Here is an 18727-nt window from a genome sequence, read left to right as displayed (position 1 = left end):
CTACCTCCTTATTATGGAATCTGCATTCTGTTCCATTACATTTTCCCCAAAATAATCCTCTGCGATTTTTTCAAGCTGTCCCGCAATCTGTGTAAACGGCTGATTCAAATCCAGTGTCCGCACCCAGATAATATTACCGCCCATTACGTACCGATTCCCCGGTATTATTTCCTCCTGTGTCTTTGCATATAAAATCATCCCCGCCACCGTTCCTGTATTTTTTTTGTCGAGATTTTTTACATATGCAAACATCTGATACAGATGATCCGAGCGGATTTTTTCTATATCATACACCGTCTGCATCGTATGGGCATAATATTTTGCATCGATAATCAAGGTCTTTTCCCCTGATTTTAATGTAATATCCGTGTTCATATTTGGAAGATGTGCTGTCACACCGTCATCGACATTCCACGGAATCACATCAGGATTCGCCCGGTATTCCGGGTGATGGTACCGGTAATATTCCAAAATGAATTTTTCATACAAACGGTACATCGCCTGTTCATCCAAAAATTCCGCCAGCTTTACCTCTCCTTTTTCCGTTGAAAGGAGCAGTCCGTCTGCTACCAGATAACAGATATTTATTAACATTCTGTAATTCTGGTTATTCCGCTGATACCGCAGTTTTTCCCAACGGACCTGCTTTATAGAAATGGTATCCACATTTTCAAATAACAGCAGATTCTTTTTTAATAGTGCCTTTCTCTGCGGCTTTACATTTCCATGGTGAAGCAGTATGAGCATGGTTGTTTTTAAAATCTGATTGAGCAGGTTATTTTCCGAGAGTTCATCATACTCACAGAACAGCTTCTGCCGCTGGCGTATCCGGTTTTTCATCGTTTCCTGTAGCTTTAACTTTCCCCGGAGTGCTGTCCGTTCCTCTGTTTGCAAAATATACTCTTTGTATAATCCCTGCTTTAGCTGATATGCCACGCCCTTTCCCAGAATTGCGGCAAACAGGTCGTGGATATTTTCAAATTTCTCCGCCGCTACCGTGTCAAAATCAGACCGCCGAAGAGTCTGGAACGCATAAGTCAGCATATAATAAATATTTTTGATTAAAATGCCCTTATCATTCGTCATTGAATACCCCTCTTAACACATTCTGCCATTTCTGAATTTTAGACGGCTCATCAAACCAGTATTCCTCAAGCATTGGTAAAATGTCATACTCCACCACCAACTGCATCCATACCTGACTGCACTCCTCCTGTCCGCAGAAATAGCTGTGTCCGATACAAAAGCCTGCCCCCAGTGACGCATCTTTTGTAATCTCGCGGTTTAACTCCTGTATCTTTTCAATCAATGCCGTAAAAGTGTCGTTGTCAAGCTTTTTCATATATGCCTGAAAGCCCTCCGTCTGAAAACCCGGCTCCATCGCAAAAAAGCTGAATCTTCTCCTGAGTGCATAATCAATCAGTGCCAGGCTACGGTCCGCCGTATTCATCATACCTATAATATAAATGTTTTTCGGCACAGAAAACGGCTTGCCGCTGTATGCCAGTATCAGCTTTTTCCCTCTGTAATCCTTTTCAATCAGCATGAGCAGTTCCCCGAAAATCTTACTCATATTTCCGCGGTTAATTTCATCAATAATGAAAAAGTACGGTTTTTCCGGATTATTTGCCGCCTTCTGACAGAATTTATAAAAAATGCCTGTCTGCAGTTCATACCCCTGTCCTGACGGCTTATAGCCCATAATAAAATCTTCATAGGAATAATTCTGATGAAACTGTATCAGTTCCACTCTTGAATCGTCTTTTTCACCCATGACCGAATATGCCAGTCTTTTCGCCGCAAATGTTTTTCCGACCCCCGGCGCACCCTGCAGAATAATATTCTTTTTGTTATACAGCAGTCCTTTTAAGGCATCATATTTTTCCGATGTCATATAAACCTCTGACAAAAAATCGTCCTTGGTATACGGTGTGAATTTTTCACCGGCGGCAATCGGATTTTTCTGATTCTCCTCACGGATTATATCCATAATAAAATGGTATTGTCCCTTTGTCAGCTTAAATAAGCTTCCCTGCGGATTCATAAAATATTCCATTTTTTCAAGCTGCGGTGCTTCTTTCAACACTGCATAATCAATCGGTGCTGTCAGTTCTTGTGTTTTTTCAAAATACAGATTTTCGCCATCATTGCATTTTGTAATCCTGCACAGTGCAACGATTTTTTTGACCGGATACGACTCATATCCGATAATAACATCGCCCTCCTTTGCCGCCAGAAAATTTTGAAAAATTCTTCTCTTATTGCCGTTCTCGTTGTACATGGTGTAATTTTGTTCTTCACCCACATCAATGTCCGCAAAGCTCCAGATTTTCGGATTGGCATTGAGCCACCAGTAGTTGGTACCGTTTGTATCCATATCGGAGCGTTCCGCATATAACTGCGTGTCTGAAAAATCCACATTTCTAAGTGCTGCCTTTAATTCGTCACGCAGTTTCCAGACAAAGACACCGTCCTCGCTGTTTTCCGCATTTCTTCCGACAAAAAGGATTGTCCAGTACCGCTTTGTCCCGTCTTTTTCCTTTTGTTCTGTATCCAGATTCAGATACTCTGACACTCTTTTTGCCAGTGCCGTTGCCCCGCTGTTATAAAAATTGGCTGTTCCCCCGTATTGAACCGCAAGCTGCTTACACGTTGCCATGCCGCCGTAATCCAAAAAACGGTATAAAATTTCCCAGCTCGTCTGATTAAAAATTTTCTCATTTTCAAACAATTCTTCCCATTTTTCTGCTGATATCCCCGGATTATAATCTGTACCAATCCATTTTTCCTGTGCCTGCTTTTCCTTTCTAGAAAGCCTGCCTGCTATATAGTATAAAACATCTGCGGCAATCATTCTGTAACTTTTGTCCGGGCAGCACTCTGTATCAAGCTTCGCTTCATACATCGCCGTCAGTTCCGTATCCTGTATTACAGCCCTTTGAATCTCATCAATCATTTTAGTATTTTCTTTGATGTTTTCCTCGGTATGTCCTTTTACCGGCTTATACGGATTTTCAAGATATTCTGCCGCCGCCTTACTGACACTGTATTTATACATTTCATATTTTTGCGGGTATTTAAGCCACAGATATGCCGTAATTGCCATAGGACGCTGATAGTGCACATATCCCGGCGATAAACGTTCACAAAGTTCCTGAGCATCGGACTGGAACCGCAAAATGCGTCCTGTCACTTCCTTGGATTCATCATAAAGGCGCAGAAACATCGCCCTGACCGTTTCCGCTTCTTCCCCTGCGTACTGTAGTATCATTTTTTTCGGAAAATTATTCATTGATGCCAGCAGATTCGCCGTTTTTTCCAGTGATTTTGCTAGCATTGATGCAAAATCCCCTGCATCGATATCCCAGTTATCCTGAAAACATTTTACTGCCTGCCACTTGTATTTTTCGTCCTGCCACTCACTGTCAAAATCTTTTTTATATTCCTCAAGTGCCGCGGACAGCTTCTGTCTGTTTATCATATGAACCCCCAATTCTAAGCCGGCTTATTGCCAAATTACAATATTTTCTATACTTATCATATCACAATTTCCACACTTTGTCTCTTGTGGAAAACATTTATCCGCATATTTATATAAAGAATTTATTTTAAATTATTGAAAATCCCCATATAAAAAACATCCCCATTCACAGATTATATAAACTCTGTGAATGGGGATATTTTACATAAGCACTACTTTACATAACCCAATAATCCCGGAAGCCATAATGAAATAGCCGGTATATAAGTTACAAGTAAAAGGACAATAAATATTGCCGCAAAATAATAAAGCAAAGGCTTTATAACATCTTCTATCTTTGTCTTACCGACCTTAACACCTACGAAAAGCGTTGTTCCAACCGGAGGTGTGATTGTTCCGATACATAAGTTGAATATCATCATAATACCGAAATGAATGGTATTCATACCGACTGCCTGACATATCGGAAGGAAGATTGGGGTGAATATAAGGCAGGCAGGTGTCATATCCATAAATGTTCCGACAATAAGAAGAATAACATTTATTATGAGCAGAATAACATACTTGTTACTGCTGATACCAAGCATTACTCCCGATATCGCTGCCGGTATGCCTGTAAATGCCATAACCCATGACATTATGCTTGATACACCAATAAGGAATATGATGATTCCTGTCATTTCTGCGCTGTCCATAAGAAGCTTAGGAAGTTCACTTACTTTAATAGACTTATAAAATACAAGTGAAAGTATAAGACTATATACAACTGCAACGACTGCACCCTCGGTTGCCGTGAAAATACCACCAATAATACCGCCGATAACGATAATAATCATAAGAAGACACGGCAATGCTTCAAGTATTATTTTAGTTTTTTCCTTGAGTGCATATCGTTTACTGCTTGTATATCCTCTTTTCTTTGCATATATATAGATTACTACCATACATGCAAGTCCCCAGAGAATCCCCGGAATATAACCTGCCATAAAAAGCGCGGCTATTGAAGTTCCACCGCTGACCATCGCAAATGTAATCATTACATTGCTAGGTGGTATCAGCAAGCCTGTCGGTGCTGTGGCGATATTTACGGCTGCTGAAAAATTCTTATCATACCCTTCTTCTTCTTCAACCGGTCCTATAATAGCACCCATTGCCGAAGCTGCTGCCGTACCCGAACCTGATATCGCACCAAAAAGCATATTTGCCACAACATTTGTATGTGCAAGCGAACCCGGTATTCTTCCTGTAAATATCTTTGCAAAGTTAATAAGTTTTATGGCAATTCCACCTTTATTCATGATGTTACCGGCAAGAATAAAAAATGGAATCGCTATCAGATTAAATACTGATATTCCCGAAAATATTCTCTGCGCACCGGTTACAAGTGCCGGTTCGGTTGACAATACCGGAAGGATTGCACATATTGATGAAACTGCAAGTGATATTGCAATCGGCGCTCCTGCTATAAGCATTATAACAAGAATCACTAATATAATAAGACCTGATAACCATGCTATATTCATACATTTTCTCCTTTCCTGATAAGATCTGTCACATTTAATATGCCATACACTGCAATAACAATTCCTGTTATGGGAATAACAATATATATATATCCCATTGGAATACCAAGAGATGCTGTCTTCTGAGTCATCGACAGACTTGTAATGGATATACCTCCATAGACCATTACTATCAATGCAAATGCAATTGTTATAATTTCAATTACAACATTAAGTATTGTTAAATTCTTTCCACTTAACTTATCTGCAAGGAACCCCATTCTCATATGTTCTCTTTTTCCAGACACATAGGCGGCTGCAAATAAAGACATCCACGTAAATGAATACGTCAGAAGTTCTTCCGATACAGTACTTGGACTATTGAAAATGTATCTTACAAGTATCTGGTACGTTCCAATAATAACCATAAATGCAAAAAGTACTATACATATAATTCTGATTACTTTATTCATGACATTTCTTATATTATCTAATATAGCCATTACTTTTCCTCCCCTATGCGTTTATTTACTTTCTGAATATGATTGTATATATCAACAATCGAAGGATTTTTCTGAATCATATCCTGCTGCATATTTTTAACTTTATCTTTAAAAAGTGTAATGTCCGGATATATGAATTCCACACCCATCTCGTTATGGGCTGTATTTTTAGCTTCCTCAACGCACTTGTCCCACTCTGTAAGTTCAACCTCTGTAGACTTTAAGGCTGCTTCCTTAAACACCTTTAATTCATCCTCATCAAGTCCCTGAATAAATTTCAGATTTCCAACAAGCATATCCGGTATAATCTGGTGCATATTATACGTGTAATACTTGGCAACCTCACCGTGTTTATTATTCGTTAATGCAAGCTCATTATTTTCAGCCCCATCTATTACGCCCTGCTGGATTGCTGTATATACTTCACCGAAACTCATCGGAGAAGCCGCCGCTCCAAATGCCTGCATCATGGCTACACTGGCGGGACTTTGCTGTACTCTGATCTTCATTCCCGAAAGGTCTGCCGGTGTATTTATCGCTTTTTTACCATAAAAATTTCTTGTTCCGGCATTGTACCATGTAAGGACTCTGAAACCGGAAGAATCTGTTGATTCATATACATTTTCCATATAATCCGTATCCTGCATTACTGCCTTATAGCTTTCAACTGAATCGAAAAGATATGGCATACTAAACACTTCATATACATCTGCAAATGTTTCAAGATTCGCTGTACCCGCAACTGCGAAATCAATCGCTCCTGTCTGTGTAAGCTCTATTGTTTTCTGTATCGAACCCAATAATTCGTTTGGAAAAATCTGGACTTCATATTTGTCCCCCAGTCTTTCCTCAACATATTCTTTAAATGCAACAAGTCCCAGGTATTCCGGATGTGTTTCCGACTGTGCTATCGCTATTCTTACGATACGTTTTCCATTATTTACTGACAGATTACAGCCAAATAATCCAACGGTCATAACCATACATAACATCAGTACAGCACATCGTTTCATTATTGTTTTAATCATCTGTTTCCTCCTTTTGTTTTTGACACCTATTAAAGCCAAATTACTGAATAACCTCTGCTTTATAACCGGTTTTATTCTATATTTATATAATAAAAGCATCGTTTTGGTTTTAATACCGTAAATGTTTGTCATTGAAGGAGATTTTTTTGTCATAACATGATATATTTCACAGTTTATACGCAATTATATTGTGCAGTTTTACTATATACAAAATAAAAACAGCCCCACCGGAAGTCCTATTTATCTAATGACATCCGGAAGGAGCTGTACTTTTCATTCATTTTCTGTTAAATTTTCACGATACTTTGAAGGAATTTCGCCGACTAACCGTTTAAATATTTTGGCAAAATAATTGGAATCCGTGTATCCTACTATTCTGCTTATGTCTTTAATGCTATGATTGGTATTGCTAAGCAGTTCCTTTGCTTTTTTTATTCTATACTCTGTAAGATATGCCGTAAAATTCTGATTAAAATATTGTTTAAACAATTTGCTGAAATATGCATCTGAATATCCCATTTCTTCTGCGGCTTCCTGCATGGATATATCATATATATAATTATTTTCCACATACTCTTTTAAGTATTTTATTGTTGTCTGCTCATCAGAATTCCTTACATTATCTGTTCTTTTGGGTCTGTTTTCTCTGACATTATTAGCGTTGCTTCCGCATATTTCTGTTTCTTTATTCTGTTCTTTCCCAGAGATACTATTTCCATTAACAGCATTTTCTTTATCAAGCTTTTGCAGTGCCGTATCCATCACCGCCAGCAAATCATTCATATCGCAGGGTTTTAACAGATAATCCAAAGCCCTGACTTTAATTGCATTTCTTGCATATTCAAAGTCATCATACGCACTCAGGAATATGATTGAACACTCATCATCCATTTTTCTTATATATTTCGCCGCCATTACACCATTCATTTCAGGCATGGATATATCCATAATAACAATATCATTCTTTTGTTCGCCGCACATGGCAACCGCTTCTCTTCCATTTACAGCGTGGTATATCTCCACTTTATCTCCGTAATATCTGTCTATTTTTTTAGCCAGCGCCATACGTTCAATCTGTTCATCATCAACTAATAATACCCTATACATCCATCTTTCCCCACCGAATATCATTTACTATAGTTACCAAAAAATATCTGTATCACTGTTCCGCGTTCTTTTACACTATAAATTTTGATACCGCTGTTATTGTACATGCCTTTTATTCTGTACGCAATATTTCCTATGCCAACTCCTACGGTTTTTCTCTTTATTCCGTTATCCGCATCACTTTTATTGTCATTTTCAGTAGCTGCAGCCGGTTTGGTATTCGGAGATAAAAATATATTATCAATATATCTTCTGATATTTTCCAATTTATCTCTTTCTATTCCAATCCCCGTATCTGCAACGGACAGCCACATTTTATCCTCTTTCTTAAAACATCTTACATAGATAAGACCACCTTTAGATGAGGAGGACAAGCCATGTATGATTGCATTTTCAATAAGCGGCTGTAAGACAAATGCCGGTACAAGCTCATCCATACATTCTTTATCAACATCACACATATATTTTATTCTTTGCCCGAATCTCATCTGCTGTAAATACATATAATCATCCATTATTTTTACTTCCTGCTCCAACGGCATAATGGAAGTCTGCGTTTTAAGATTATATCTGAAAAGACGGCTCAACGTATTTATCATCTTTTCCGTTGTTACGGCATCTTCAATTTCTGCCGTTCCTGCAATCAGATTTAATGTATTAAAAAGAAAATGTGGATTAATCTGGTTTTTGAGCATTTCAAAACGCATATGCTCAAGCTGCTGTTCAACTTTATGTTTTTCTTTAAGCGTAACGATATAATTCTTTGTTGAATGTTTCATCTCTGTGAATTCCTTAATCAGAAGTGATATTTCATCATCACCTTTTATTATGATATCATCACCGGAATAATCATTCATGCTTATTCTTCTTGCTTCATCCGACAGCATTAAAATTGGTTTTACAATGCTCCGGCTCATAAAAAGCCTTATCCATATAAACAATACAATTACTACAAATGCAATAATAATACAGATCACCGGTATTATATAAAATAGCTTTTTCTGCCCGTTATACTGCTCATTTCCTAACGATACGGTTATGCTTTCATATTTTTTCACATAATCTTCCAAGTAATTCTGTGCTTTATAACAGTTATCTATCGCATTTCTATACTCTTTTTCACTAAGATTCGACTCTGTAATACTGCGGTATATCGTATCATAGCTGTCATATGTATTATGTATAGACTGGATAACAATATACTGTTCCTCATTCATACCATTATAATCTGCCGGGATTTTTTTCAGAATCCTTTTTGTATCATTCCTGACTTCATCAATCTGTTCAGGCAATATCGTCTGTGCATCCTCGAAATATAATTTTAATGTATTATGTTCCTTCGTTACAGCTCTATACAGTTCTATTGCTTTTTCATTATTATCCAGGGTATTGGTCAGCATGTCCATTCCTTTTACAGAAAGCAATATTCCCAGTACAAGTGCTGCTGCAATCACCGCACTGCTTATTGTATATACATATTGGAATTTTCTTTTTAAAGACATAGTCACTCCTGATTTTTTTCAATTTCTTTAATTATATCAATATAGTTTGAACAATATTTATCATATATAGGCTGCAGCTTTTCTCTTAGATTCTGCTTTTCTTCATCACTCACTTTCGTTACCGTTATATCTTTATCTTCAATCATCTTTACCGCAGCTTCCTCTGTATTCTTCCAGATATCTCTTTCATAAACAGCCGATTCTTTCGCACATTCTGATATAATTGCCCTGTCTTCATCTGATAATTTATCCCATGTATACCGGGATATTAGCTGCACTTCCGGAATTCTTGTATGCTCATCAATCAGACAGTACTTAGCCTGTTCATAATGTTTAGAATAGGTATATGTCACAAGACTGTTTTCTGCACCATCTATTTTTCCGGTCTGAAGCCCCTTATAAACTTCTGAATAGGTCATTTTCACCGGATTCGCGCCAAGCATTTCTATCGTTTCTGACATAAGCTCTGATTCCTGTACTCTTATATTTAAACCCTGCAAATCCTGTATTGCCGTAACCGGCTTTACAGAATAAAAACTTCGTGCGCCTGCATCATACCATGATAATGCTCTTACACCAAGATTACTTTCCCGGACTGCATCTACGAACTGCATTCCCGCCTCTCCATTCAATACATCCAGCATTTCCTGTGCATCTGAATATAAAAACGGCATCTGGATTACTTTTAATGCCGGAATATCATCGGATATAGATGATATGGATACTCTCGAAAAATCAATTCCTCCAAACTTTAGCTGTTCAATAACTGACTTTTCATCCCCCAGTTCTCCATTGCATTTTACAACAATCTTAATTCTTCCGTTTGTTCTTTCATTAACAAGGCGTGCAAATTCGTAAGCGCCCTTTGTCGTCGGATAATCCTCGACCTGATTTTCCGCATAAACGAGTGTAATTTCAGGTGCTGCGACCGAATCGTGTTCTTTATAATGATTTATTAGTAATAATATAATTGATAAGATTAAAATTATTACAGCCGATGTAATTACCTTTTTTCTCATTATGACTCCATAAAGTTAATATTCTTTAAATTCAGGTATTTCGATTTATTGATTTTCAATAATCATTTTTCTACTGTCGTACGGCAGTTTTTATGATGAATGTGTTTATTTTAGTTTCTTGTGATATAGTTTGCATAGTATTCTCCTAAAAATGATATACATAGTATATACAAAAGTCAATACATATATATAATATTTCTAGTATGAATTTTTATAATTTAAGATGTATCTTATATAAACAATAAATTTAAAGATTATTGTTATCGGTTTTAATTCATCTATTCCTTTATTATCTTTACTGGATTCGCAATTGCAAATCCTATCACAATTAACACAATTGTATTTATTGACAAAATTATAATATTCTCCAAATTACAATGTGTACCATTTAAAATTTTAAAAAGTACACCACTATACAAATATTTTCCGAGGAATTCATATTTCTCATTAAACATTCCCACAATAGGCATAAAAAATATAATTAAAGTTACCGGTAAACTCACCGCTCCTACACTTACCTGATTGTCTGATATAACTCCAATAATAAAACCAATCATCATAGACAATATAAAAGCAATCATATTGACTATAACAGCTTCAAAAGTATCACTGTTTTTTGTTGCTCCGGTCTGATCAAATATAACCATTCCAAATACCAGAAACATCATTACAATAACCATTATGCCTATAATATATTCAAATGCTCTGACGCCTGACATCATCAACATCTTAAAAGTTCCTTTTTCCTTTTCCTCTGCCACGATTGATGCTATTATCTGTATTGGAACCATGATAGAATGCATTAATACAAAAGCCGAACCGTCTCCCTTAAATTCTTGTATGCCTGCAAAAGTAATGAATAAATAAATTACAGGAAAAATAAACATAATAATAAGCATTTTTTTATTTCTTAAAATATCCGTCTTTTCCTTATTAATCATTGCTCTTATGACTCTTAAACTATTTATCATTTATCTTTCCCCCGTCAAATTAATAAATATATCCTCTAAACACGGTTCCTGCGAATGAATCGTTTCGATATCTCCGCTATGAATAAGATTTATTAACTCTGATTTTTGTTTTTCTAAATCCAGATAAATATCTTTTTCATTTTTTGTATGAATACACACGCTTCCACTTTTAAAGTACTTTCTTTTTATTGCTTCAGGTTCATTGCACTCTATAATCCCGCCTTTATTTAACAACGCAATTCTATTACACAGCTTATCCGCCTCATTCATATTATGTGTTGTGAGCAATACCGTTGTTCCCATGTGTCTTATTTCTTTTATTATCTTGTGAATCTCATCAGCAGTTACCGGATCAAGTCCACTTGTAGGTTCATCTAATACTAAAATAGCTGGCGAATGTATAATTGCCCTGGCAAGCAAAACTCTCTGCTTCATACCTGTAGAAAGCTTATTAACCGTCTTGTTAAGATGTTCCCCAAGTCCAACCTGTTTCAACACATCAACAACATATGAATCGATAACATTATATATTCTGGCAAAAAGCAAAACATTTTCATAACACGTCAACCGTTCATATAATCCCAGACCATCCATCATAATTCCAAACTTCCGGTTAAATTCCCTGTTATGAACATCCGGCTTACACCCATCAACTAATATTTCTCCATTTTGAGAATCCAGTTGTCCCGTTATCAGCTTTATTAATGTTGTCTTTCCTGCCCCAGACGGTCCTAATATGCCAAATATTTCTTTGTCTTTAATTTCCAGATTAATATTATTAAGAATACTTTTACTATTCTTTCTATAATTAAATGTCACCCTATTAATACTTATCATTTTCCCTCACTATACATGACTTATTATCCCAAAATCCAATTCCAAATGTTAATTAGCTTTTTTCCCTTTTCGTAATGTGTTTAAATACTATCATATTTTTTCACCGTCCTGCCGGATTCAACAAAAACACAGCATTCAACAATCTGGTTAAAATTACAATTAAAAAAGTTGTATTTATAGCTTATTTCCTTAAATACAACCAAACTGCAACAGTATTCATATTAGACTTCAAATCTTGTATCCTTATATTTTTACAAATTTATTTCTAATAATATTTTATCATAAAACAAATTATAACACAAATATTTTCGATTACGACCGCTTATATTTTTATGCCAATATTCCTATATTTTTTTATTTCCAACTGTTTTTCTTTAATACAGAATACTGCCCTCAGCAGACTTCTAATCCAATCTGCTGAGTGCCTCTGTTGCAAGTGCACTACGAACATATTCTTTCTCTGTAAATGTTATCTGTGCACATTTAGTACTTCCCTTCATATTATGCGCAAGATATGTAAGTCCTGAATTTGTTTTATCCAGAAACGGAACATCAATCTGATTCGTATCACCAAGAACTACTAATTTTGAACCTTGACCACACCGTGTAACAATATCCCTTATAAGGGACCTGCCTATATTCTGTGCTTCATCACATATTATAAAACTGTTTTTTATGCTCATTCCACTTATATAAGCTAATGGGAATCCCCTCAATAATCCCGTTTCCATCATATCATCTATCTGCATCTGTATCTGTGCATCCTCTTCATGATTTCCCTTCCTAAGTAAATCCTCAAGATTTGAATAAAAACAGCCCAGCAATGGTCTTGTCTTATCTTCAAGTTCTCCAGGAAGAAAGCCAAATGCTTCATCACTTGATACATTTGCACGTCCTATATATATTTTGTCATATGATGTACTACCAAATAATTATTACAACACCTTTGAACCATTTGCCATAAGCTTAAACGTTGCCCCAAGCATATCCGCTGCACCTCTGCACATCATCATTCTTCCAAGAAATATTTCAAAATACTCATACATTGAACATATCTTTGTATCAATCTGCAGATTAAGTGAAATTGTTTTCTTATCTACATTAACTTTCAATTTATGCTGAGTGACCGCATAATTAACCCTGTCATGTATATCAAATGCAGCCTTTCCCTTTTCGCTCCTTACCCTGTCACGCCTAACATCTGTCTTATCAGCAATAATAAGTGCCGCTGAAACTAAATCAACCGCACCTCCTGTCGATTCATCATGATTAGAAATTGCTGAAACAATCGTTATTCTGTCCTTAATGTTCATGTCCGTTTTTTTCAATATTCCATCAGCAAGTAACCCTCCATATTCTGCATGATGTGTCCTGTTAATTGCATTTCCGATATCATGCATATACCCTGCAATCTTTGCCAGTTCTATGTCATGCTCAGAATATCCAAATTTTTTTAGAATCATCGCCGCTGTATCAGCTACAATGGAACAGTGAATCTGTGAATGGTCAGTATATCCCAAAAGTCCCAGATTATAATTTCCCTTATTTATAAATTCATTGATTTCTTCATTATTTTTTATTTCTTCAAATGTCAAAAAACCGCCTCCCTTTACATTCATTGTAAATGGGAAACGGTCTGACCCGCTATCCTTTTTGTATGAAAAGTATGTAAAATCAACATAAAATTTTTTATGTTCCTTCTTGACGTTATCTTTTCTGCACGATATACTGTCTTTAAAGTTAAAGTAATCTTTAAGTTATTTAGACAACATTAAAATGCCTGCGGAATGGAGGTTAGTGTGAAAAATGTGCTTGATAGCATATTTTTCACACGGTGATTTGTTTCTGAGCGAAAACAAATCTCCCTGATTGCAGATGAGAAATCGCCTGCGCGAATTTCTCATCGCAACTTCACGACAAAGTCGCTCAGAAATGAGGATTATTATGATTTATACTGTTGGTGAAATGGCAAAAATGCTTGATGTTCCGGCTTCAACACTGCGCTACTACGATAAAGAGGGGCTGCTTCCCTTTGTCGAGCGCTCTCCGGGCGGAATCCGTATGTTTCAGGAATCCGACTACGGCTGGTTAAAAATCATCAGCTGTTTAAAAAAAGCCGGTATGCCTTTAAAAGATATCCGCGAGTACATCAATCTTGCCCTACAGGGCGATGAAACGATTGAACAGCGCCTTGAATTATTTTATAAGCAGCGTGAAATCCTGCGTGCGCAGATGGCAGAGCTTCAGGAAACTCTTGATACACTTGATTACAAGTGCTGGTATTATGAAACCGCCAAAGAAGCAGGTTCAACCCATGCACCCGAAACCATACCGCTTAAAAAGATTCCTGCCAAATACCGCAAAACTCGCAGACGACTTCACAATGAGGACTGAATATATTCTATAAACTTTTGAACTTAATTTTATCTGTTTGGACTTACCACGGGGATTTTGATGTCTTTACATAAAATGTATGCCTTCTTTCTCCGTGTTTTTGTATATATCCTTCTTCTGTTAATTTCTTTAGCGCATTAAATACAGAAGTTCTTCCTACTGTCGGACAGTTTGCAAGCACATCGGCTGACGTGAATTTTCCCAGTTTATTGTCTGCATATGCCTTTACAATATCATATGCAGAACTCTTTAATCCCGAATTATCCATTACACCGACTCTTTCTTCAAATTCAATATACGAAGCAAGAATCATTTTCAGATTATACTTGATAAACGGTGTTACATCATTTTCTTCTTCATGCCAACCGTAATCTATTTTCTGAAGCACATCATAATACACATCTTTTGTCTTCTCAATCTGCTTTTCAATACTAATATACTTTCCCACTTCATACCCGCATTTGTATAAAAGAAGGAGTGTCAACAGACGGCTCATTCTGCCGTTTCCGTCATTAAATGGATGAATGCACAAAAAATCACAAATAAACGCCGGAATTAAGATAAGCGGGTCGACAATTTCAAGTGCCGCTGTTTCTACAAAACTCCTGCAAATTGCCTCAACCGCACCCGGTGTTTCATAGGGTGCAAGCGGCATAAATCTTACAATCTCCGTTCCGTCCGGTCTTGTTTCCTTAATGTAATTCTGTACATTTTTAAAAGAACCTCCGTATGAAAAGCCTGCATGTTTAAGCAAATCCCTATGGAGCTGTAATATGTTATTCGGTGTAATATCAATATACTCATGACTTTCATGAATGGTATTTAAAACATCTCTGTATCCAAGAATTTCTTTCTCATCTCTGTTTTTGGGGGCAGTCTTTTCTGCCACAAGCTGTTTTATGCGCGTGCTTGTCGTTACAATGCCCTCAATTCTGTTTGATGCCTCTGTACTCTGAATTCTGGCAATCTCAATCAGTCTGCCTAACTGGGCAGGTTTTTGTCTTATAAAAAGCTCCTGTCTGCCTTTATATTCATGAATTTTAGAACAAAGAAGCAATATTTCATTATCCCAGTTTTTTTCAGCCAGTTTTTTATAATCAAAATTTCTCATTTTACCACCCATCAAGTTCAGCCTTTACTATTTAAGTTCAATTTTATCTGTTTTTGAACTTAATTTCAACATTAAAATTACCATTTATAATATTTTTTCACTGATTCATCCTGAATTATTCCAAACTTTTTCTATTTGTCCACTGATTTTTTTGTAAAATAATTGTGTTACTTCGCAATCCGAAAAAATGCCATTGTAGTAACACCTCTCGGATAACCATTTTTCAGCGGATTATCTACCTGCTTCCAGACTTTATCTGTCTTATAATTATATACTACTCCATTATCATGTCTTTCGTATACATAGTATTGGTTTGCATCTATCTTTTCATTGATTGCTTTTAACCATTTAAGGTCCTGACAGTTCTGTCCTGCCGCATCACCGGCATTAAAAACCGGTGTTTCCTGCTTTGCATACTGTGCAAGTGCGTTCAAAGGCTGAAGCTCATATGTATTATAAGCAGTCTGCACATAATTAATGCTGTGACACCAGTCACGATGATAAATATTATACACACTTAATTCATAGCGGTACCATGCCGATGTACACGTTCTTGCCACACAATATCTTCTGTGCGTCCGTGACAGAGAACACACATCATGACCGCCGACATAAACCGTCGGATACTGATTCGACTCCCTCCAGTACTGATCTCCAAGAATATGTGACTGACCGACGCTATATTCATGCCACTGATTATAATATGTATCCATCTTCCATGCAAGTTGAGCAAAACACCCGTGCTTATCAGCTTCTGGATGTGACACTTCCAATCATAAAACGCCGCCGCTTTGACAGACTGGCTGCAGATGAAGGTGAACAAATGTATCTGCTTCTTCGCAGTTACCGGAAAACACACGGACTTGAGGATGCCTATCTTGATCGGATTATTACGTTATCGAAGGAAATGGGGCTTCTTTATCCGGATTATCTGCGCAAACGCTGTGAAAAATTCACGCCGCTTACTCAGACAGAACTTCATGTTCTGACACTGATTGCAGACGGGCGAAGTAATGTCCAGATTGCTGACTATCTGGACATCTCTGTCAATACCGTAAAGTTTCACTGCAAAAATATTTTTCAGAAATTAGATGCAACGAACAGGCAACAGGCAATAAAAACTGCGCAGGAGTTAAAACTCCTGCGCAAATAATCAAATAATCTAATCCTCTGCCAGATACCGTTCTCTGCAGCCTTCATATAACTCCCGGTAATCCTTTGCAGGAAACCAGTATTCATGTCCGTGGATTTTCAGTGCCTCATTGCCCTCCTGCATCAGATACCCTGCAATCCGCTGACAGCGCACGGCAATTCTTTCGTAATAGTTGATAAGGTCTGTCAGTACCAGCCCGCTCTCCACCATACACCGGCTGCTTTTCAGCCGTTCAATGTGTTTTTCACGAAGCCGGTCTAACAGCTCACTGACGACCTGATGATACGCATAGACTTCCTGAATCTGCCGGATATCGTCAAACATCGCCCGGGTCTTTTCAAGCATTTCCCGCACTGCCTGCTGCGCCAGTTCAAGCTGCTGCGCGGCTTCCTGCGAAAATTCCGCATTTCTCTCATACATATTCCGGTACGCCAGACCGATACTGCAGGTACAGTCACTGATTGTTTCAAGGTCATTTACCGTATGTAACAGAACCGATACACGCTGGCTCTCAGCGGTCGTCAGCTTCCTTTTTGAAATCTCAAGCAGATAATTACAAATCTGGTCTTCATATAAATCTACTTTTTCTTCACTTTTTTTAATCTGCATATAGGCATTTTCTTCGTAGTCCTTTAGAAGCCCTGCAGCCAGTATTGACGCATCTTTTGTTTCATCAAACATCAGCTTTGCCGCCAGTCTTGCCTGCGCAATGGCACTTTCCGGCTTTTCCAGCAGTCCTGCCTTTAAAATATTCATTTCCCCGGATGCTTCTTCCTGCTCTGCCAGTGCCTTTCGTCCGTTAAACAGGTTTGATAAATGAAATTTCATTATATACACTCCTATGTCTGTATTTTATAATACGATTTTGTGATTTTTACATAGAAGCGTTTTTCTTTTTTCCATCCGTCTTATGAATATAGCAGATAATCTCCCGGCTGTCCCCGGTATGTATCTGCCGCAGTTTCGGAAAATACCGGGCTGACTGCCTGCCTGCCGCCAAAATCACTGCCACGGCAGCTAAAAATATCCGCAGTGTAGCATTTATCCTTATCTGTAATGCCGTCTGCTCTAAACTCACGGTCTGCACTGCCAGTTGTGGTGCTGCGGTCATTGTGTCCGCCTGTACGCTCTCCCCGTACCAAAACGGTTCTGCCGCCACGGATACAAAGAAACTGCATAAAATTATAAGCAGAAATACTGCCCATACCTTTTTTCGTTTTACTTTCATTATACAACCATAATAATGCCGCCGTCATTGGCATACAGACTGCTGATACCGCGGGTATCCACAATAAAACAATCCTTAAATGTGCCTTTGGAAAGTGCCAGTTCTTTCACCCATTCTGCCCGCTCCAGACAGTTGCAGTGTGAAATTGCAAGTACCTTTTCCTCCGTATTGCCGACATTCTTAAACATCTGTGTTACCATTTTATCGAGTGCCTTTTTCATGCCTCTTGCCTTATCCAGCTGGACAATATTGCCGTCGGGATCAGCCCCCATAACAGGCTTAATATTAAGTACATCTGCCGCCAGTGCCTTTAAATTACTTAATCTGCCGTTCTTACGCAGTGTTTCAAGTGATTCCAGTACAAAATAGGTGTGTTCTTCTTCACGGAACTGCTCTGCCTTTGCAATAACTTCTTCAAAGGACAGTCCGGCCTCCTCTGCTTCTACAATCTTCATGGCAATCAGGGTCTGACCGACTGATGCCGATTTAGAATCAAGTACAACAATCTGTTTGTCGCTGTATTCTTCTTCATAGAGATTTTTGCCAAGCACTGCGCTGTTGTAAGAACCACTTAATTTTGATGAAAGCGTAACAACATAGATTCTGTCCGCTTCACACTCAAATGCCTTCATATAGCCTTCCGGTGACGGACATGCCGACTTCGGGCAGTTTTTGCTCTTTGCTACCTTTTCCAGAAAACTTTTCTGATCAAATGTTTCATCATCTATAATTGTTTCATCTTCCACCATAATACTCAGCGGAATATTTTCAACAACTCCTGTACTCATCAGTGACTGCGGAATCTCTCCACAGCTGTCAATTAAAATCTTATAACCCATTACTGTCCTCCTGCATGTGTGAACCAACTCATCTAGTTTTAAATACTATATC

Annotated in this window: 18 protein-coding genes and 1 pseudogene; 2 read left to right on the top strand and 17 right to left on the bottom strand. The window is 37.7% G+C overall.

Features of this window, described 5'->3' with window-relative positions; translation table 11 throughout:
- The 12 genes and pseudogenes from mcrC to WMO37_RS05930 form a co-directional block, all read right to left on the bottom strand.
- Window positions 1-1086 carry a 5-methylcytosine-specific restriction endonuclease system specificity protein McrC gene (mcrC, locus tag WMO37_RS05985; RefSeq protein WP_349154561.1) on the bottom strand — a complete coding sequence of 362 codons (1086 nt, stop codon included), beginning with the start codon at window positions 1084-1086 and terminating at the stop codon, window positions 1-3.
- Window positions 1076-3481: an AAA family ATPase gene (locus WMO37_RS05980; protein ID WP_349154560.1), complete on the bottom strand. Its 2406-nt coding sequence runs from the start codon at window positions 3479-3481 to the stop codon at window positions 1076-1078. Before WMO37_RS05980 ends, mcrC begins: the two co-directional genes overlap by 11 nt.
- A gap of 212 nt (window positions 3482-3693) precedes the next feature.
- A complete protein-coding gene (locus tag WMO37_RS05975) occupies window positions 3694-5004 on the bottom strand; it encodes a TRAP transporter large permease (protein WP_022431434.1) in 1311 nt (436 codons plus the stop codon).
- On the bottom strand, window positions 5001-5486 hold the full coding sequence (locus WMO37_RS05970) for a TRAP transporter small permease (RefSeq protein WP_022431433.1): 486 nt from the start codon (window positions 5484-5486) through the stop codon (window positions 5001-5003). Before WMO37_RS05970 ends, WMO37_RS05975 begins: the two co-directional genes overlap by 4 nt.
- Window positions 5486-6514, bottom strand: a complete 1029-nt coding sequence (locus WMO37_RS05965) for a TRAP transporter substrate-binding protein (protein ID WP_349154559.1) — start codon at window positions 6512-6514, stop codon at window positions 5486-5488. The genes WMO37_RS05970 and WMO37_RS05965 overlap by 1 nt, the downstream gene beginning before the upstream one ends.
- A gap of 273 nt (window positions 6515-6787) precedes the next feature.
- Entirely contained in the window at window positions 6788-7621 is an 834-nt protein-coding gene (locus WMO37_RS05960) for a response regulator transcription factor (RefSeq protein ID WP_349154558.1), read from the bottom strand.
- A 20-nt stretch (window positions 7622-7641) separates the two neighbouring features.
- Entirely contained in the window at window positions 7642-9123 is a 1482-nt protein-coding gene (locus WMO37_RS05955; protein ID WP_349154557.1) for a sensor histidine kinase, read from the bottom strand.
- 2 nt (window positions 9124-9125) lie between these two features.
- Complete coding sequence (locus WMO37_RS05950) at window positions 9126-10142, bottom strand: TRAP transporter substrate-binding protein (RefSeq protein WP_349154556.1); 1017 nt, start codon at window positions 10140-10142, stop codon at window positions 9126-9128.
- A 278-nt stretch (window positions 10143-10420) separates the two neighbouring features.
- Window positions 10421-11113: an ABC transporter permease gene (locus WMO37_RS05945; RefSeq protein WP_022431428.1), complete on the bottom strand. Its 693-nt coding sequence runs from the start codon at window positions 11111-11113 to the stop codon at window positions 10421-10423.
- A complete protein-coding gene (locus tag WMO37_RS05940) occupies window positions 11114-11950 on the bottom strand; it encodes an ABC transporter ATP-binding protein (protein ID WP_349154555.1) in 837 nt (278 codons plus the stop codon).
- A gap of 404 nt (window positions 11951-12354) precedes the next feature.
- Window positions 12355-12858, bottom strand: a pseudogene (locus WMO37_RS05935) (PhoH family protein); the annotation flags it as partial.
- Window positions 12859-12885: 27 nt separating this feature from the next.
- Window positions 12886-13569: an HD domain-containing protein gene (locus tag WMO37_RS05930; protein WP_334301375.1), complete on the bottom strand. Its 684-nt coding sequence runs from the start codon at window positions 13567-13569 to the stop codon at window positions 12886-12888.
- Window positions 13570-13894: 325 nt separating this feature from the next.
- Between WMO37_RS05930 and WMO37_RS05925 the strand changes: the two genes are divergently transcribed.
- Window positions 13895-14344 carry a MerR family transcriptional regulator gene (locus WMO37_RS05925; protein WP_022431424.1) on the top strand — a complete coding sequence of 150 codons (450 nt, stop codon included), beginning with the start codon at window positions 13895-13897 and terminating at the stop codon, window positions 14342-14344.
- Between the two features lie 43 nt (window positions 14345-14387).
- Here WMO37_RS05925 and WMO37_RS05920 read toward each other — a convergent pair whose 3' ends face one another.
- Together WMO37_RS05920 and WMO37_RS05915 are read right to left on the bottom strand one after the other, a co-directional pair.
- The gene (locus tag WMO37_RS05920) at window positions 14388-15455 is read right to left on the bottom strand and encodes a Fic family protein (RefSeq protein ID WP_022431423.1); all 1068 of its coding nucleotides are present in this window, start codon (window positions 15453-15455) and stop codon (window positions 14388-14390) included.
- A 167-nt stretch (window positions 15456-15622) separates the two neighbouring features.
- Window positions 15623-16168 carry a hypothetical protein gene (locus WMO37_RS05915; RefSeq protein WP_349154554.1) on the bottom strand — a complete coding sequence of 182 codons (546 nt, stop codon included), beginning with the start codon at window positions 16166-16168 and terminating at the stop codon, window positions 15623-15625.
- A gap of 5 nt (window positions 16169-16173) precedes the next feature.
- Between WMO37_RS05915 and WMO37_RS05910 the strand changes: the two genes are divergently transcribed.
- A complete protein-coding gene (locus WMO37_RS05910) occupies window positions 16174-16608 on the top strand; it encodes a response regulator transcription factor (RefSeq protein WP_349154553.1) in 435 nt (144 codons plus the stop codon).
- 9 nt (window positions 16609-16617) lie between these two features.
- Here WMO37_RS05910 and WMO37_RS05905 read toward each other — a convergent pair whose 3' ends face one another.
- From WMO37_RS05905 to WMO37_RS05895, 3 genes are all read right to left on the bottom strand, one after another.
- Window positions 16618-17436, bottom strand: a complete 819-nt coding sequence (locus WMO37_RS05905; RefSeq protein WP_022431420.1) for a PhoU domain-containing protein — start codon at window positions 17434-17436, stop codon at window positions 16618-16620.
- A gap of 80 nt (window positions 17437-17516) precedes the next feature.
- Window positions 17517-17843, bottom strand: a complete 327-nt coding sequence (locus WMO37_RS05900; protein WP_349154552.1) for a hypothetical protein — start codon at window positions 17841-17843, stop codon at window positions 17517-17519.
- On the bottom strand, window positions 17836-18675 hold the full coding sequence (locus WMO37_RS05895) for a DegV family protein (protein ID WP_022431418.1): 840 nt from the start codon (window positions 18673-18675) through the stop codon (window positions 17836-17838). Before WMO37_RS05895 ends, WMO37_RS05900 begins: the two co-directional genes overlap by 8 nt.
- Window positions 18676-18727 lie beyond the last annotated feature (52 nt).

It is taken from the genome of Lachnospira intestinalis (genome assembly GCF_040095895.1).
Lineage (GTDB): Bacteria > Bacillota > Clostridia > Lachnospirales > Lachnospiraceae > Lachnospira > Lachnospira intestinalis.
The sequence above is the reverse complement of the archived record's forward strand: the minus strand, read 5'-3'. Positions and strand labels throughout refer to the sequence as shown.

Coding starts and splice junctions, on each gene's coding strand:
- mcrC (WP_349154561.1), bottom strand. CDS start 1,086: ATGACGAATGATAAGGGCATTTTAATCAAAAATATTTATTATATGCTG.
- WMO37_RS05980 (WP_349154560.1), bottom strand. CDS start 3,481: ATGATAAACAGACAGAAGCTGTCCGCGGCACTTGAGGAATATAAAAAA.
- WMO37_RS05975 (WP_022431434.1), bottom strand. CDS start 5,004: ATGAATATAGCATGGTTATCAGGTCTTATTATATTAGTGATTCTTGTT.
- WMO37_RS05970 (WP_022431433.1), bottom strand. CDS start 5,486: ATGGCTATATTAGATAATATAAGAAATGTCATGAATAAAGTAATCAGA.
- WMO37_RS05965 (WP_349154559.1), bottom strand. CDS start 6,514: ATGATTAAAACAATAATGAAACGATGTGCTGTACTGATGTTATGTATG.
- WMO37_RS05960 (WP_349154558.1), bottom strand. CDS start 7,621: ATGTATAGGGTATTATTAGTTGATGATGAACAGATTGAACGTATGGCG.
- WMO37_RS05955 (WP_349154557.1), bottom strand. CDS start 9,123: ATGTCTTTAAAAAGAAAATTCCAATATGTATATACAATAAGCAGTGCG.
- WMO37_RS05950 (WP_349154556.1), bottom strand. CDS start 10,142: ATGAGAAAAAAGGTAATTACATCGGCTGTAATAATTTTAATCTTATCA.
- WMO37_RS05945 (WP_022431428.1), bottom strand. CDS start 11,113: ATGATAAATAGTTTAAGAGTCATAAGAGCAATGATTAATAAGGAAAAG.
- WMO37_RS05940 (WP_349154555.1), bottom strand. CDS start 11,950: ATGATAAGTATTAATAGGGTGACATTTAATTATAGAAAGAATAGTAAA.
- WMO37_RS05930 (WP_334301375.1), bottom strand. CDS start 13,569: ATGAATGTAAAGGGAGGCGGTTTTTTGACATTTGAAGAAATAAAAAAT.
- WMO37_RS05925 (WP_022431424.1), top strand. CDS start 13,895: ATGATTTATACTGTTGGTGAAATGGCAAAAATGCTTGATGTTCCGGCT.
- WMO37_RS05920 (WP_022431423.1), bottom strand. CDS start 15,455: ATGAGAAATTTTGATTATAAAAAACTGGCTGAAAAAAACTGGGATAAT.
- WMO37_RS05915 (WP_349154554.1), bottom strand. CDS start 16,168: ATGGATACATATTATAATCAGTGGCATGAATATAGCGTCGGTCAGTCA.
- WMO37_RS05910 (WP_349154553.1), top strand. CDS start 16,174: ATGCAAGTTGAGCAAAACACCCGTGCTTATCAGCTTCTGGATGTGACA.
- WMO37_RS05905 (WP_022431420.1), bottom strand. CDS start 17,436: ATGAAATTTCATTTATCAAACCTGTTTAACGGACGAAAGGCACTGGCA.
- WMO37_RS05895 (WP_022431418.1), bottom strand. CDS start 18,675: ATGGGTTATAAGATTTTAATTGACAGCTGTGGAGAGATTCCGCAGTCA.